The organism is Pseudarthrobacter sp. MDT1-40-2 (genome assembly GCF_059383595.1).
Genome location: NZ_JBWZCL010000001.1, coordinates 744195 through 758546 on the forward strand (window position 1 = coordinate 744195; position 14352 = coordinate 758546).

Sequence of the window (14352 nt, forward strand, 5' to 3'; positions counted from 1 at the left end):
GGCTATTCTACGGTGACGCTCTTGGCCAGGTTGCGCGGCTGGTCCACGTCGTAACCCTTGGCGGAGGCCAGCTCGGCGGCGAAGATCTGGAGCGGAACCGTGGTGAGGAGCGGCATCAGCAGTGTGGGAGTCCCCGGTACGTAGAACACGTACTCGGCGTAGTCCTGAACTGTCGTGTCGCCTTCCTCGGCAATGACCAGGGTACGCGCGCCACGGGCCCGGACTTCCTGGATATTGCTGACCACCTTGGCGTGCAGCGAGTCACGGCCGCGCGGCGACGGTACTACCACGAACACCGGCTGGCCATCATCGATCAAGGCGATCGGGCCATGCTTGAGCTCGCCGGCTGCAAAGCCCTCCGCGTGGATATAGGCGATCTCCTTGAGCTTGAGCGCGCCTTCCAGGGCCACCGGGTAACCCACGTGGCGGCCAAGGAAAAGCACCGACTTTTCATTGGCCATGCTGCGGGCCAGCTCACGCAGGGGGCCGGCGTTGTCCAGGATGGTCTGAATCTTCGCAGGAATCTTGGACAGGTCCGCCAGGACGTCCTTGATTTGGCCGCTGAAGATGTTGCCGCGCAGCTGTGCCAGGTACAGGCCCAGCAGGTAGGCGGCGGTGATCTGGGCCAGGAATGCCTTGGTGGACGCCACGGCGATTTCCGGGCCGGCGTGCGTATACAGCACGGCGTCTGATTCCCGCGGGATCGTGGAACCGTTGGTGTTACAGATGGAGATGGTCTTGGCGCCCTGCTCGCGGGCATAGCGCACGGCCATCAGCGTGTCCATGGTCTCGCCGGACTGGCTGATGGACACCACCAGCGTTTTCTCATCCAGGATGGGGTCGCGGTAGCGGAACTCGTGGGCCAGTTCAACCTCGGTTGGGATCCGGCACCAGTTCTCGATCGCGTATTTCGCAACCATGCCCGCGTAAGCGGCAGTGCCGCAGGCCAACACTATGATCTTGTTAACCTGCTTAAGCAGCTCAACATCGATGCGGATTTCGTCAAGTGTCAGTTTGCCGTTAAGGTCCGAGCGGCCCAACAGGGTCTGCGCCACGGCGTCTGGCTGGTCGTGGATTTCCTTCTCCATGAAGGAGCTGAAGCCGCCCTTTTCGGCAGATTCCGGATCCCAATCGACGTGGTATTCCTTGCCAACCCCGGGGACGCCGAAGAAGTCGGTGATCTCCACGGTGTCCGCGGTGATGGTGACGATCTGGTCCTGACCCAGCTCGACGGCGCGGCGGGTGTAGTCGATGAAGCCGGAGACATCGGAGCCGAGGAAGTTCTCGCCGTCGCCCAGGCCCACCACCAGGGGTGAGTTGCGGCGGGCGGCAACCACAACGTCCGGCTGGTCGGCGTGGACGGCCAGCAGGGTGAAGGCACCTTCGAGGCGCTGGCACGCCAGCTGCATGGCTTTGGTCAGGGCGCCGTTACTGACGTCCCCCTTGAGCTGGGTGCGGAAAATGTCGCCCAGCAGGGCCGCCGCTACCTCAGTGTCCGTTTCGGAGAGGAAGGTCACGCCCTTGGCCAGCAGTTCCTGCTTGATTTCCGCAAAGTTTTCAATGATCCCGTTGTGGATCACTGCCAGTTTGCCGCCGTCCGCGAGGTGCGGGTGGGCATTACGGTCCGTGGGTCCGCCGTGGGTGGCCCAGCGGGTGTGACCGATTCCGGTGAGCGATGCGGGCAAGGGCTGCTCTTCCAGTTCGGTCAGCAGGTTAGCCAGCTTCCCGGATTTCTTACGGGTGGAGATGACACCATCCGCTACTACTGCCACTCCAGCGGAGTCATAGCCCCGGTATTCAAGACGACGCAGGCCTTCCAGGACAACGTCCAGGGCGCCATGGGTTGAAGCTTCTTGGCCGTTGACCCGGCCCACGTATCCAACGATTCCACACATAGGCTTAACCCTAACGTCTCCGGGGTGCTGCCTTAACATCAGAGCCCTCATCGGCGGGCCTCCGGAGCGGGGGTGGCGCTTGTTCCCGGGCGTTTTGTGCCGTCCCGGTTCGCTCTGGGCGTCGGGAAGGGGCAGAATCACTAAAGTGACTTTGCAACGCAACGAAGCGAACGGAGAGGGTACCTCTCCTTTCGTGGAGCTGGACCGCCACACGTGGTCCCGCCTGGCCGCCCAGATGGAGCAACCCCTCAATTGGGAGGATGTCCTGCGCCTTCGCGGCCTCGGTGATCCCCTGGACATGACGGAAATCCGTGATGTCTACCTGCCGCTCTCGCGCCTGTTGCACCTTTACGTGGAAGCCGCAGGCCAGTTGCATGCCGCCACCACCACGTTTCTTGGCGAGAGTACCCAGCGCACTCCGTTTGTGATCGGCGTGGCCGGTTCCGTGGCGGTTGGCAAGTCCACGATCGCCCGGGTACTGCGCGAGATGCTGCGGCGGTGGCCCGGGACGCCGAATGTTGAACTCATCACTACCGATGGTTTCCTGTACCCGCTTGCCGAGCTGAAGCGCCGCCAGCTCCTGGACCGCAAAGGTTTTCCGGAATCGTATGACCGGCGGGCACTGCTGCGGTTTGTCAGTGCCATCAAGGGCGGCGCGGAGGAAGTCCGCGCGCCCTGGTATTCGCACGTCACCTATGACATTGTGCCCGGCCGCGAAGTGCTGGTCCGCCGCCCGGACGTGCTCATTGTCGAAGGCCTGAACGTGCTGGCCCCGGCGCGTCCGCGGCATGATGGCCGGCAGGGGCTCGCGCTGAGCGACTTCTTCGACTTTTCCATCTACGTTGACGCCAAGACCTCCTATATAGAGGAGTGGTACGTGGACCGGTTCCGCAAGCTCCGCACTACGGCCTTCGCGCAGCCCGAGTCATACTTCCACCGCTACGCCACGTTGTCTGACGAAGAGGCGGAGAAAACTGCCCGGGGTATCTGGAAGCGCATTAACGAGCCCAACCTTGAGGAAAACGTGCTTCCCACCCGTGGGCGGGCCCAGCTGGTGCTCACCAAGGATGCCGACCACTCCATCCGGCGCATGCTGCTGAGGAAGGTCTAGCCATGTGCCGGGATTGTGAACCTGCACCGTCCGGGGCCAGCCGCCGCAGCTTCACCGCGTTCCTTGCAGTCGGTGCCGGACTCACCGTCCTGACCGCGTGCAGCCCGCCCGCCCCCGCTGGCCCCGTACAGACGGCGGAAGGTTCGACGGCGGCAACCGCTTCCGGCACCCCGTCCGCAGCTGCGTCCTCATCACCTTCAGTCCCTGCCGAGACAGCGGAGCCGGTCAGCGAAGCTCCCGTGGTTCCGGAACCTGCGCCGTCCGCTGCCCTGCCCGGCCAGTTCTCCCTGACCGATCCGGCCAGTCCCTGGCTGGTGGTGAATAAGAACCGCCCGCTGCAGCCTGCTGATTACGTTCCGGCGGATCTCGTTCAGCCGTCCGTGGCACTTGCCACATCAGGGGAGTCAGCCCTGCTGAACAGCACGACGGCGGCGGCGGCCGAAGCGATGTTCGCGGCGGCAGCAAACGACGGCGTCTACCTCACCCTGGCCAGCGGCTACCGTTCCTACGGCACCCAGGTCACCACGTATAACAATTACGTCGCTGCCCGTGGTCAGGCGGATGCGGACACGGCCTCGGCCAGGCCCGGCTATTCGGAGCACCAGACCGGTTGGGCGTTTGATGTCGCGGACGGTAGCGGGGCCTGCAGTTTCCAGCCCTGCTTCGCGGAACAGCCGGCAGGCGTGTGGGTGGCGGTCAATGGCCACCGCTTCGGCTTCGTGGTGCGGTACCAGTGGATGTTCCATCCGGTCACAGGCTACTACTACGAGCCCTGGCACCTGCGCTACATCGGCGTCGAAGCAGCCACTGACATGACCAACAAAGGCATCCACACGCTGGAGGAATACTTTGGTACCGGCGCAGCGCCGGGCTATCCCTGATCAGATGTGCGCTACTTTTGATCCATGCTGAGTGGATTTAAGAGTTTCCTGATGAAAGGCAACGTCATTGACCTTGCCGTCGCTGTCGTTATCGGTGCCGCTTTCGGCTCGGTTGTAACCTCCATCGTGGATGGCCTGCTGACCCCGCTGATCGGCCGGCTCTTCAATGCCAACGGAATTGAAGAGATGCAGTGGGAAGGATTCATGTATGGATCCGTTATTTCCGCCGTCATCTCCTTTGTCCTGGTGGCCGCAGCGATCTACTTCATCGTTATTGTCCCCATGAACCATATGCTCGAGCGCCGTAACCGCCGCCTTGGCATCACTGACAAGGAAGAGGCAGTAGATCCCCAGATTGCCCTGCTCACCGAGATCCGCGATTCGCTGCGGTCCCGTCAGGTCTAACAGCGGCACACAACCAAAAGCAGCCCGTCTCCTCAGGAGGCGGGCTGCTGTCGTTGTTCAAGCGCTGGGCTTCAGGCTCTTACGAGTCGGTGACGAGTTCCAGCGCCAGTTCGGTGCGGACCACCTGGGCCAGGTGCTCAGCCACTTCCTGCGCGGTGGCCTCGTCCGGTGCTTCCACCATGACACGAACCACAGGTTCGGTTCCGGACGGGCGCAGGAGCACGCGTCCTCCGTCACCCAGGCGTGCTTCGGCAACAGCGACGGCGGCAGCCAGTTTTACGTCGCCGTGCACCCGGGAGCGGTCCACGCCGCGGACGTTGATGAGCACCTGGGGAAGCTTGGTCATCACGGTGGCCAGCTCCTTCAAGGGCTTGCCGGTGAGGGCCACCTGTGCCGCCAGCTGCAGGCCGGTCAGGACGCCATCGCCGGTGGTGGCGTGATCGGCGAAGATCACGTGGCCGGACTGCTCGCCGCCCAGGTTGAACCCGCCGTCGCGCATTCCCTCGAGAACGTACCGGTCGCCAACGGCGGTCTCGCGAAGGTGAATTCCCGCTTCACGCAGGGCGATCTTCAGTCCCAGGTTGCTCATGACGGTGGCCACCAGGACATCGTCGACAAGCTTGCCGGAAGCCTTCAGCGCCACGGCCAGGATGGCCATGATCTGGTCACCGTCCACCTCGTTGCCCTCGTGGTCCACGGCCAGGCAGCGATCGGCGTCGCCGTCATGGGCAATGCCCAGATCTGCGCCGTGCTCCACCACCGCGAGCTTGAGCGGGCCAAGGTGCGTGGACCCTACGCCGTCGTTGATGTTCAGCCCGTCAGGCTCAGCACCCATGACGATCACGTCAGCCCCGGCGTCCTTGAATACCTGGGGCGAGCAGCCGCTGGCAGCGCCGTGGGCGCAGTCCAGGACCACCTTAAGGCCGTCGAGGCGGTGCGGAAGGGTGCCCAGCAGGTGCACGATGTAGCGGTCCTCGGCGTCGGAGAAGCGCTGTATGCGTCCCACATCGCCGCCCACAGGCCGGAAGGCGTCCTGGGTCATCTGCGCCTCGATGGCGTCTTCTACGTCGTCCGGGAGCTTCTGGCCGCCCTTCGCGAAGAATTTGATGCCGTTATCCGGAGCCGGGTTGTGGGAGGCGGAGATCATCACGCCAAAATCTGCCTGCAGATCGGCCACCAGGTATGCGGCGGCGGGAGTGGGCAGTACACCGGCGTCATAGACGTCAATGCCGGAGCTCGCCAGCCCGGCTTCCACGGCCGCGGCGATGAACTCGCCACTGGCCCGTGGGTCACGGGCCACCACGGCACGGGGCCGGGCGCCCGACGTATTTCGGTCATGGCCAAGCACCACGGCGGCGGCCTGGGCCAGTTGCATTGCGAGTTCGGAAGTCAGCAGGCCATTGGCCAATCCGCGGACACCGTCTGTTCCAAATAATCTAGACACCGGTCAAGTCTAGGCGATGCTCCCCCGATGCCCTGCCTTGGCGGAGCTTGCCAGCTCAGGAGTGCGTGACACGGAAAGCACAAAACCCGTCCCGCCACTGGGGCGGAACGGGTTTTGTTGAGCGCCGGGGCGCCGCAAGCGGATTTAGCGCTTGGAGTACTGCTGAGCCTTGCGGGCCTTCTTGAGACCGGCCTTCTTACGCTCGATGACGCGGGCGTCACGACGCAGGTAGCCGGCCTTCTTCAGGGTGGCGCGGTTGTTCTCAGTATCGATCTCGTTCAGTGAACGGGCGATGCCGAGGCGCAGTGCACCGGCCTGACCGGAGATGCCGCCACCGTGGATACGGGCGATGACATCGTAGGCGCCATCCAGATCCAGGATCCGGAAGGGCTCGTTGACGTCCTGCTGGTGCAGCTTGTTGGGGAAGTAGTTGGCCAGGTCGCGGCCATTGATGGTCCACTTGCCGGAGCCCGGGACAATCCGGACGCGGGCAACAGCTTCCTTGCGACGGCCAACTGCTGCGCCGGCAACCGTAAGGGCCGGGCGCTCCTTCTCCGGAGCAGCTGCTTCAGCAGCGCCGCTCTCAGAGGTGTAGCTGGTCAGGTTTTCCTCAGCCTCAACGGCTTCGGTGGTCAGTTCTTCGTTCTGAGCCACGATTCTCCTTGTATAAGTTGTTTGGTGGCCAGGACTACTGGGCGACCTGGGAAATTTCGAAAGTCTTGGGCTGCTGGGCGGCGTGCGGGTGCTCGGCACCGCGGTACACCTTCAGCTTGCCCAGCTGCTGCGCAGCGAGGGAGTTCTTCGGGAGCATGCCACGGATGGCCTTTTCCACGGCGCGGACCGGGTTGGATTCCAACAGTTCCGCATAGGTGGTGGAGGTCAGGCCGCCCGGGTAGCCGGAGTGGCGGTATGCGCGCTTCTGCTCCAGCTTGGCGCCGGTCAGGGCTACCTTCTCGGCGTTGATGATGATGACGAAATCGCCCATGTCCATGTGGGATGCAAAGGTGGCCTTGTGCTTGCCGCGCAGCAGGATTGCGGTCTGGCTGGCGAGACGACCAAGGACAACGTCTGTGGCGTCAATGACGTGCCACTGGCGGTTGATATCGCCGGGCTTCGGGGTGTACGTACGCACGGTGTTTGCCTCGTTCTTATTCTGGCGTTCTTGTTTAGGTGTCGCTCAATCGCGTGCACCTACTATCTATGCGCTACCGGAACAGAGGTGAGGGCTCTATGTAACCAGTCATCCTTATGTCCCGAATGTGACCGCTGAGTAGTTATCCTGCAACCGGATTCTCAAGCGGACACGCATCATCGAGATAGGACACGCACAACGACTACCAAGAATAGCCTGAACCCGGGCTCCGGGTCAAAATGGGCTCCCGTGGCAGCCAGCTCAAGGGGTTTAGGGCGACGCTGGGGAGACGTATGCAGGCCGTCCCCATGGGCGTGCAGTCCCTTTTCAGGGCCAGTTAGACGTGGCTTTGTCCTGCTGCGCTGGGGACTCGTTGTGCCTATCCAGGCGCAGCTTGCCGCTAAAACCGAGTACTAAGTGACAGCTCCGGATGCCCCAAGTAATGACGCAGATAAAAAGTCGAGTACCGCCGGGCGTTGTTGTCCCTAGGCGCCGGTGCCATTCTTTGCTTAACGGAGTCCAGCCGCTGACATTGGGGGCAGCTGGATCCGTTACCCCTTGAGAGGTTCTATTGCCGGCCGGGGAGGTCAGCGAAGCCCGGAGAGGCAATGTCCTGGCTGCATCACTGCCGCAGCGCCCTGGTGAGCTCGGCACGGGCCAGCATCTCGCCGTCGGACGGATACGCTACTTCCTCGAACACCAGGGGGTGAGGAGGCGCCAGCACGGACTTCGCGTCCCGCTTCTGGGCCAGCAGCCTCTCGTGGAGCCAGCCAGGTGGCTCCACGCCCTCCCCCACACACAGCGAAGCCCCAATCAAGGCCCGCACCATATTGTGGCAGAAGGCGTCCGCCTGGACGGTAGCTACGATGATGCCATCTTCGCCGCGGGCAAACTCGAAGCGCTGGAGCTCCCGGATGGTGGTGGACCCTTCGCGGGGCTTGCAGTAGGAGCGGAAGTTCTCCAGCCCCAGCAGCTGTGCCGCGCCCTGGTTCAGGAGGTCGACATCCAGCCGGTTCTTGTGCCACAGCGTGGAGTATCTGCCCAGCGGGTCCCACAGCGCCGGACCGTCCGCGATGCGGTAGCTGTAACGGCGCCAAAGGGCGGAGAACCGGGCATCGAACCCGGGCGGGGCCAAAGATACGCCGCGCACCTCGATCGCCCCGGTGAGGTCGCCCAGGATGCGGCTGAGGGCCCCCCGCAAACGCCGGAGCAGGGCCACGGCGGGATCAAGCTCAACTCCGCGGTTCAAGCCCACCCACTCAGCTTCAGTGAGATCCAGGTGCACCACCTGACCGCGGGCATGGACGCCGGCGTCAGTACGGCCGGCAACGGTTACGCGGACCAGGCGCCGCACCAGGAGCTCAAGGGCACTCTCCAGGGTCCCCTGGACCGTCCGCTGATCAGGCTGGATGGCCCACCCGCTGAAGGGGCCGCCGTCGTACGCGACATCAAGCCGGATACGCAAAAACCCGCCGCCCCCTAAAACGGGGGCCGCGGGTTTTTGTTCGTTCATAGACTTAAGTCTATGCGAAGAAAATCAGCGAATTACTTCGCTTCCTTTTCCTCGGCCGGAGCCTCTGCAGCAGCTTCCTCAGCGGCCGGGGCCTCTTCGGCAGCAGCTTCGGTCTCGACAGATTCAACCACCGGGGTGGTCTCTTCGGTCTCAACGGCATCTTCGGCGGGAGCTTCTTCGGCGGCCGGAGCAGCCTTGGCTGCGTTCCGCTCAGCGGCAGCAGTAGCCTCGGCTACAACAGCCTGCTTGGCCGAAAGCGGCTCGAGAACCAGTTCGATGACAGCCATGGGAGCATTGTCGCCCTTGCGGTTGCCGATCTTGGTGATGCGGGTGTACCCGCCGTCGCGGTTCTCCACTGCCTGCGCGATGTCGGTGAACAGCTCGTGGACGACGCCCTTGTTGCTGATCAGGCCGAGCACGCGGCGGCGGGAAGCGAGGTCGCCACGCTTGGCGAAGGTGACCAGGCGCTCTGCATACGGCTTCAGGCGCTTGGCCTTGGTCACCGTGGTGGTGATCCGCTTGTGCTCGAACAGTGCAGCTGCCAGGTTCGCGAGCATCAAACGCTCGTGAGCCGGGCCGCCACCGAGGCGCGGACCCTTAGTGGGGGTAGGCATAATTGTTTCTCCTGTTATGTAAGCCGGTCAGGTCCATCGCTGGACCCGGCGGCCAAGATCTGCTTGTTAGAGCTCGTCGTCGCTGTAAGCGGCGTCGTCCTCTTCAATTGCTGCGGCACGCGCTGCGAGGTCAAAACCGGGAGGCGAGTCCTTGAGGGACAGGCCCAGTTCAACCAGCTTTGCCTTGACCTCGTCAATGGACTTCGCACCAAAGTTGCGGATGTCCATCAGGTCAGCCTCGGAGCGGGCCACGAGTTCACCCACGGTGTGGATGCCCTCACGCTTGAGGCAGTTGTAGGAACGGACCGTGAGGTCCAGGTCCTCGATCGGCAGTGCCATGTCAGCTGCCAAAGCAGCGTCAGTGGGCGACGGGCCGATCTCGATACCTTCGGCTGCGGTGTTCAGCTCGCGGGCCAGACCGAACAGTTCCACCAGGGTGGTGCCTGCGGAAGCAACCGCATCGCGCGGGGCGATGGCCTGCTTGGTCTCGACATCGACAATCAGCTTGTCGAAGTCGGTGCGCTGCTCAACACGGGTTGCTTCCACGCGGAAAGTAACCTTCAGCACCGGCGAGTAGATGGAGTCAACCGGAATGCGGCCGATCTCTGCGTCGCCGGACTTGTTCTGAGCTGCTGAAACGTAGCCGCGGCCGCGCTCGATGGTCAGTTCAAGTTCGAACTTGCCCTTCGAGTTCAGCGTGGCAATGTGCAGATCCGGGTTGTGGAATTCGACGCCGGCCGGCGGAGCAATGTCCGCAGCGGTGACGACTCCGGGTCCCTGCTTGCGCAGGTAGGCAACAACCGGCTCATCATGCTCGGAGGAGACCGACAGGCTCTTGATGTTCAGGATGATCTCAGTGACATCTTCCTTCACACCCGGAACCGTGGTGAACTCGTGCAGCACGCCATCGATCCGGATGCTGGTTACAGCGGCACCGGGGATGGAGGAGAGCAGGGTACGGCGGAGGGAGTTTCCGAGGGTGTAGCCAAAGCCCGGTTCCAGGGGTTCAATGATGAACCGTGAACGGTTTTCGGAGACTACCTCTTCGGAGAGGGTGGGGCGCTGTGCAATGAGCACTTAGGTTTCCTTTCGGCGAGCATCCGCTATATGACGCAACACAGGTGGTGGAAAATCGAGTCTGTTGTCCTTAACGTGGCCGGGCCTGCCCGGACCATTGCTGGTCCGGGCAAGCTCCTCCAACGCTCAGGTCCTTAGACGCGGCGGCGCTTCGGCGGGCGGCAGCCGTTGTGGGCTGCGGGGGTGACGTCCTGGATGGAGCCAACCTCGAGGCCGGCGGCCTGCAGCGAGCGGATTGCGGTTTCGCGGCCAGAGCCGGGGCCCTTGACGAATACGTCAACCTTGCGCATGCCGTGCTCCTGCGCGCGCTTTGCAGCGGCTTCAGCAGCCATCTGGGCAGCGAACGGGGTGGACTTACGCGAACCCTTGAAGCCAACCTCACCTGAGGAAGCCCAGGAGATGACAGCACCGTTCGGATCCGTGATGGAAACGATGGTGTTGTTGAACGTGCTCTTGATGTGCGCCTGGCCAAGCGCGATATTCTTCTTGTCCTTCTTACGCGGCTTGCGAACCGCGCCACGAGTCTTCGGGGGCATTTTTTCTCCTACAGAAAGTTATTGGGGAGCCGGTTAATTGGGCCCACACTTGCAGGGTTCCCTGAAATCGCGCCAGCGATTTTAGGGAGCAAGTGGGGAGGATTAACGGGCCTTCTTCTTGCCTGCAACGGTACGCTTCGGGCCCTTGCGGGTACGCGCGTTCGTCTTCGTACGCTGTCCACGTACTGGCAGGCCCTTGCGATGGCGGATACCTTCGTAGCTGCCGATTTCAACCTTGCGGCGGATATCTGCTGCTACTTCGCGGCGAAGGTCACCCTCAACCTTGTAGTTGCCTTCAATGTAGTCACGCAGCTCTACCAGCTGGGCATCAGTCAGGTCCTTGACGCGAACGTCAGCGCTGATGCCAGTGGCGGCCAGGGTTTCGTGTGCACGGGTCTTACCCACGCCGTAGATGTAAGTAAGCGCAATTTCCAACCGCTTTTCGCGGGGAATGTCTACGCCAGCGAGACGAGCCATAGTGGCAGTACTCCTTGTATAAACCGGAGGTCGTAGGCAGTACACCCGCACGTACTGTGCGGCCCCAGCCTCCGACCGGGGGTTAGCTGTCCGGGCTCTTTACTGCTCAATGTCCCAGTACAGCTTGTGCTGCCTTTTATTTACTTGCGTGGGTTGCGGCCCAGGGTTTCCCGAAGAGGGAAATTAGCCCTGGCGCTGCTTGTGGCGCGGGTTCTCGCAGATCACCATGACCCGGCCATTACGGCGGATCACTTTGCACTTTTCGCAGATCTGCTTGACGCTCGGCTTGACCTTCATGGCGTTCCTTTGCGTGTAACAGTTGGTCAACTGGAGCAGCTATCAGCTTGCGCTTGGGCCGCCCAGCAATTTACTTGTAGCGGTAGACGATACGACCACGGGTGAGGTCGTACGGGCTGAGCTCCACCACTACGCGGTCCTCCGGGAGAATCCTGATGTAGTGCTGACGCATCTTTCCTGAGATGTGCGCCAGAACGATGTGCTTGTTGGTCAGCTCAACGCGAAACATCGCGTTGGGCAGCGCCTCCGTCACAACGCCCTCGATCTCAATGACCCCGTCCTTCTTGGCCATACCCTCCGCTAACTGTTGTTTGCCGCAGCCCACCGGATTGCACAGGCAGGACCACGGACGTTTTTGTTTGGATCGATTACCGCCCCCAGACCCAAAAGGGCGTGGCAGGGCAGACAACCAACAAACAACACTACTGCATGACAGTGGAGAAAGCTAATCAGTATAGACAGGCAGGAGGGCTAGTGGACGGTTCCAGGGATCCCGTCCAGGATTGCCAGCCGTACGACGTCGGCGGCCGCGCTTTGCAGGGTGATAAGGCTGACCCGCCGGGCGGCTTCGTCACTGCGGTCAAGTGCCAATGTTCCGGTTGAAAGACAGAAAACGGTATCGCCGTCGGCCAGGGTGTGTGAAGGGTTCAGCGCCCGCGCCAGTCCGGCGTGCGAAGCCGACGCCGTCCGGTAGCACTCAGCCACGTCCAGTACGGCGTTGGTAGCAACCACCACCAAGGTCGTGTTCAGCGGTGGCTGTTGGTCGAGACCCCGGTGACTTGGCCTGCCGGGATCCTCGTCCTGGTGATCGAGCCTGTCGAGATCCACCGGCGCGCCGAGTGCATTCACGATCGCCAGCGCCCCGACAACAACGCCGTTTTCGAGCGTCATCGACGCTGTCCCAACCCCGCCCCTGAACTGCCCGTGGTCAATAAGCGCCCCGGTGCCGGCACCCACGCTCCCGCGTTCGACGTCGTGGCCTTCCTCGTGCGCCGCGGCGGCGACGGTTGCCGCGTAGCCCATCTCCGCCGTCGGACGGGCACTGAAGTCGCCCCCGCGGCCCAGGTCAAAGATCGCGGCAGCGGGAACAATCGGCACTACTCCCCCGCTGACGGGGAAACCGCGACCGTTTTCCTCGCACCAGCGCTGCGCGCCGTGGGCGGTGGCTAATCCGTAGGCACTGCCGCCGGTGAGGACCACGGCGTCGACGGTTGTTACGAGCGTGGTGGGAGCGAGGGCATCGGTTTCATGTGTGCCTGGTCCGCCGCCGCGGACGTCCACGGAACCAACGGTGCCAACAGGCGGCAGAACCACAGTGACGCCGCTCAGCCAGCCCTCACCGGTCCGCTGGTTGTGGCCCACTCTGATTCCCGGTACATCCGTGATCGCTCCCATGCCCCCATTGTGCCCCGACGGCGGATGAGCCTGTGGAAACCCCGGTGCCTGGATCTCGACAAGCTCGGCCAGAGGCGCTCGACCACGGGGGCGACCACGGGCTCCTATGGAATCGGTACCGGGGTAACGCCCAGTGGAACCAGGCGGGAGGCACCGCCGTCGGCTGCTGAAAGGACCCAGATGCCCGCCTCGTGCACGGCCACCGAGTGCTCCCACTGGCAGGAACGGGAGCCATCCGTGGTGACCACAGTCCAGTCATCATCCAATACTGCGGTTTCGATGCTGCCGCGCACCAGCATGGGCTCTATCGCCAGGCACAGTCCCGCGCGGATCTTCGGACCACGGTGGCTGGTGCGGTAGTTCAGAACATCAGGTGCCATGTGCATTTCGGAGCCGATACCGTGGCCAACGTAATCTTCGAGGATGCCGAGCTTCTTGCCCGGAACGGAGGACACATAGTCGTCGATCGCTGCGCCGATGTCTCCCACGAACTTGCCCTTGGCAAGGGCCGCAATTCCGTGCCACATCGCTTCCTCGGTGACTTCGGAGAGCCGCTGGTCTTCAGGGTCGGCGTTGCCCACGATCACCGTGCGTGCCGAGTCCGAGTGCCAGCCGTTAACAATCGCACCGCCGTCGATGGAGATGATGTCGCCATCTTCCAGCTGGCGCCCGCCAGGGATGCCGTGCACCACCTCGTCGTTCACGGATGTGCAGATGCTGGCCGGGAAGCCGTGATAGCCCAGGAAGTTGGACTTTGCACCGGCTTCGCTCAAGACGGCGGCGAAGACGTCGTCAAGGTGCTTGGTGGTTACACCAGGGGCGGCGGCGGCGACCGCAGCATCAAGGGCGCGGCTGAGGATCAGTCCGGCCTCATGCATAGTGCGCATCTGCTGGTTGTTCTTGTATTCAATGCGGGGCTGGCCGAATGCCATGGTGCTTCCTTTCAATGACTAAGGCTCCTCCCGGTAGCCGGAAGGAGCCTTTGTCAGTCCTGCGCCCTTTTCAGGCGCTCTGGGCCTCTTTGATGGCCTGCATGACGCGATCGGTGACCTCGTCGATTCCACCGATGCCGTCAACACGGGTCAGGATGCCGCGTTCGGCATACTTGGCCACTACAGCTTCGGTCTGCTCATGGTAAAGGTCCAGGCGATGGCGGATGACGGTCTCGTTGTCATCGCTGCGGCCCGTTTCCTTGGCACGGCCCAACAGGCGGGTCACAAGTTCTTCGTCATCGGCGGTCAGCTGCAGGACGACGTCGAGCGAGTCGTTGGCCTCCGCCAGGATCCCATCGAGGTAGTCAACCTGGGCGGTGGTGCGTGGGTAACCATCCAGCAGGAAACCGTCTTCGACGTCGGATTCGCTGAGGCGGTCGCGGACCATCTTGTTGGTGACGCTGTCCGGAACGAAATCGCCGGCATCCATGTATTTCTTGGCTTCGAGGCCCAGCGGGGTTTCGCCCTTGACGTTGGCGCGGAAGATGTCGCCCGTGGAGATCGCCACGACGCCGAGCCGCTCGGAGATCCGTTCCGCCTGTGTTCCTTTGCCGGAACCGGGAGGTCCGATTATCAGCATCTT

17 protein-coding genes are annotated in these 14352 nt (G+C 62.8%); 3 read left to right on the forward strand and 14 right to left on the reverse strand.

The genetic code is table 11. The features are described 5' to 3' along the window. Positions 1–2: 2 nt before the first annotated feature. Positions 3–1895: a glutamine--fructose-6-phosphate transaminase (isomerizing) gene (gene glmS, locus AC50X5_RS03435; protein WP_494974729.1), complete on the reverse strand. Its 1893-nt coding sequence runs from the start codon at positions 1893–1895 to the stop codon at positions 3–5. Positions 1896–2040: 145 nt separating this feature from the next. Between glmS and coaA the strand changes: the two genes are divergently transcribed. The 3 genes from coaA to mscL are packed head-to-tail and all read left to right on the forward strand — an operon-like array spanning position 2041 to position 4292. After that, positions 2041–3006 (forward strand): type I pantothenate kinase, encoded by a 966-nt coding sequence (gene coaA, locus AC50X5_RS03440; protein ID WP_494974730.1) that lies wholly within the window; start codon positions 2041–2043, stop codon positions 3004–3006. Positions 3007–3008: 2 nt separating this feature from the next. After that, entirely contained in the window at positions 3009–3887 is an 879-nt protein-coding gene (locus AC50X5_RS03445; protein WP_494974731.1) for a M15 family metallopeptidase, read from the forward strand. 24 nt (positions 3888–3911) lie between these two features. Next, the gene (gene mscL, locus AC50X5_RS03450) at positions 3912–4292 is read left to right on the forward strand and encodes a large conductance mechanosensitive channel protein MscL (protein WP_494974732.1); all 381 of its coding nucleotides are present in this window, start codon (positions 3912–3914) and stop codon (positions 4290–4292) included. A 79-nt stretch (positions 4293–4371) separates the two neighbouring features. Here mscL and glmM read toward each other — a convergent pair whose 3' ends face one another. From glmM to AC50X5_RS03515, 13 genes are all read right to left on the reverse strand, one after another. Further along, positions 4372–5736 carry a phosphoglucosamine mutase gene (glmM, locus tag AC50X5_RS03455; RefSeq protein WP_494974733.1) on the reverse strand — a complete coding sequence of 455 codons (1365 nt, stop codon included), beginning with the start codon at positions 5734–5736 and terminating at the stop codon, positions 4372–4374. Between the two features lie 144 nt (positions 5737–5880). Continuing rightward, on the reverse strand, positions 5881–6390 hold the full coding sequence (gene rpsI / locus AC50X5_RS03460; RefSeq protein WP_494974734.1) for a 30S ribosomal protein S9: 510 nt from the start codon (positions 6388–6390) through the stop codon (positions 5881–5883). A gap of 34 nt (positions 6391–6424) precedes the next feature. Further along, entirely contained in the window at positions 6425–6868 is a 444-nt protein-coding gene (gene rplM, locus AC50X5_RS03465) for a 50S ribosomal protein L13 (RefSeq protein WP_463934632.1), read from the reverse strand. A gap of 622 nt (positions 6869–7490) precedes the next feature. Continuing rightward, positions 7491–8381, reverse strand: coding sequence for a tRNA pseudouridine(38-40) synthase TruA (truA, locus tag AC50X5_RS03470; RefSeq protein ID WP_494974735.1), 891 nt, complete (start codon positions 8379–8381; stop codon positions 7491–7493). A 32-nt stretch (positions 8382–8413) separates the two neighbouring features. Continuing rightward, positions 8414–8995: a 50S ribosomal protein L17 gene (gene rplQ, locus AC50X5_RS03475; RefSeq protein WP_494974736.1), complete on the reverse strand. Its 582-nt coding sequence runs from the start codon at positions 8993–8995 to the stop codon at positions 8414–8416. A gap of 66 nt (positions 8996–9061) precedes the next feature. Continuing rightward, positions 9062–10072 carry a DNA-directed RNA polymerase subunit alpha gene (locus AC50X5_RS03480; protein ID WP_463934646.1) on the reverse strand — a complete coding sequence of 337 codons (1011 nt, stop codon included), beginning with the start codon at positions 10070–10072 and terminating at the stop codon, positions 9062–9064. Positions 10073–10206: 134 nt separating this feature from the next. Beyond that, complete coding sequence (gene rpsK, locus AC50X5_RS03485; RefSeq protein WP_018769149.1) at positions 10207–10608, reverse strand: 30S ribosomal protein S11; 402 nt, start codon at positions 10606–10608, stop codon at positions 10207–10209. Positions 10609–10710: 102 nt separating this feature from the next. After that, the gene (gene rpsM / locus AC50X5_RS03490) at positions 10711–11085 is read right to left on the reverse strand and encodes a 30S ribosomal protein S13 (protein WP_028275004.1); all 375 of its coding nucleotides are present in this window, start codon (positions 11083–11085) and stop codon (positions 10711–10713) included. A 183-nt stretch (positions 11086–11268) separates the two neighbouring features. Continuing rightward, entirely contained in the window at positions 11269–11382 is a 114-nt protein-coding gene (gene rpmJ / locus AC50X5_RS03495; RefSeq protein WP_009358722.1) for a 50S ribosomal protein L36, read from the reverse strand. 70 nt (positions 11383–11452) lie between these two features. Next, complete coding sequence (gene infA, locus AC50X5_RS03500) at positions 11453–11674, reverse strand: translation initiation factor IF-1 (RefSeq protein ID WP_009358723.1); 222 nt, start codon at positions 11672–11674, stop codon at positions 11453–11455. Between the two features lie 179 nt (positions 11675–11853). Then, the gene (locus AC50X5_RS03505) at positions 11854–12777 is read right to left on the reverse strand and encodes a P1 family peptidase (RefSeq protein ID WP_494974737.1); all 924 of its coding nucleotides are present in this window, start codon (positions 12775–12777) and stop codon (positions 11854–11856) included. Between the two features lie 104 nt (positions 12778–12881). Continuing rightward, positions 12882–13709, reverse strand: coding sequence for a type I methionyl aminopeptidase (gene map / locus AC50X5_RS03510; protein WP_494974738.1), 828 nt, complete (start codon positions 13707–13709; stop codon positions 12882–12884). 70 nt (positions 13710–13779) lie between these two features. Continuing rightward, entirely contained in the window at positions 13780–14349 is a 570-nt protein-coding gene (locus AC50X5_RS03515; protein WP_463937932.1) for an adenylate kinase, read from the reverse strand. Positions 14350–14352 lie beyond the last annotated feature (3 nt).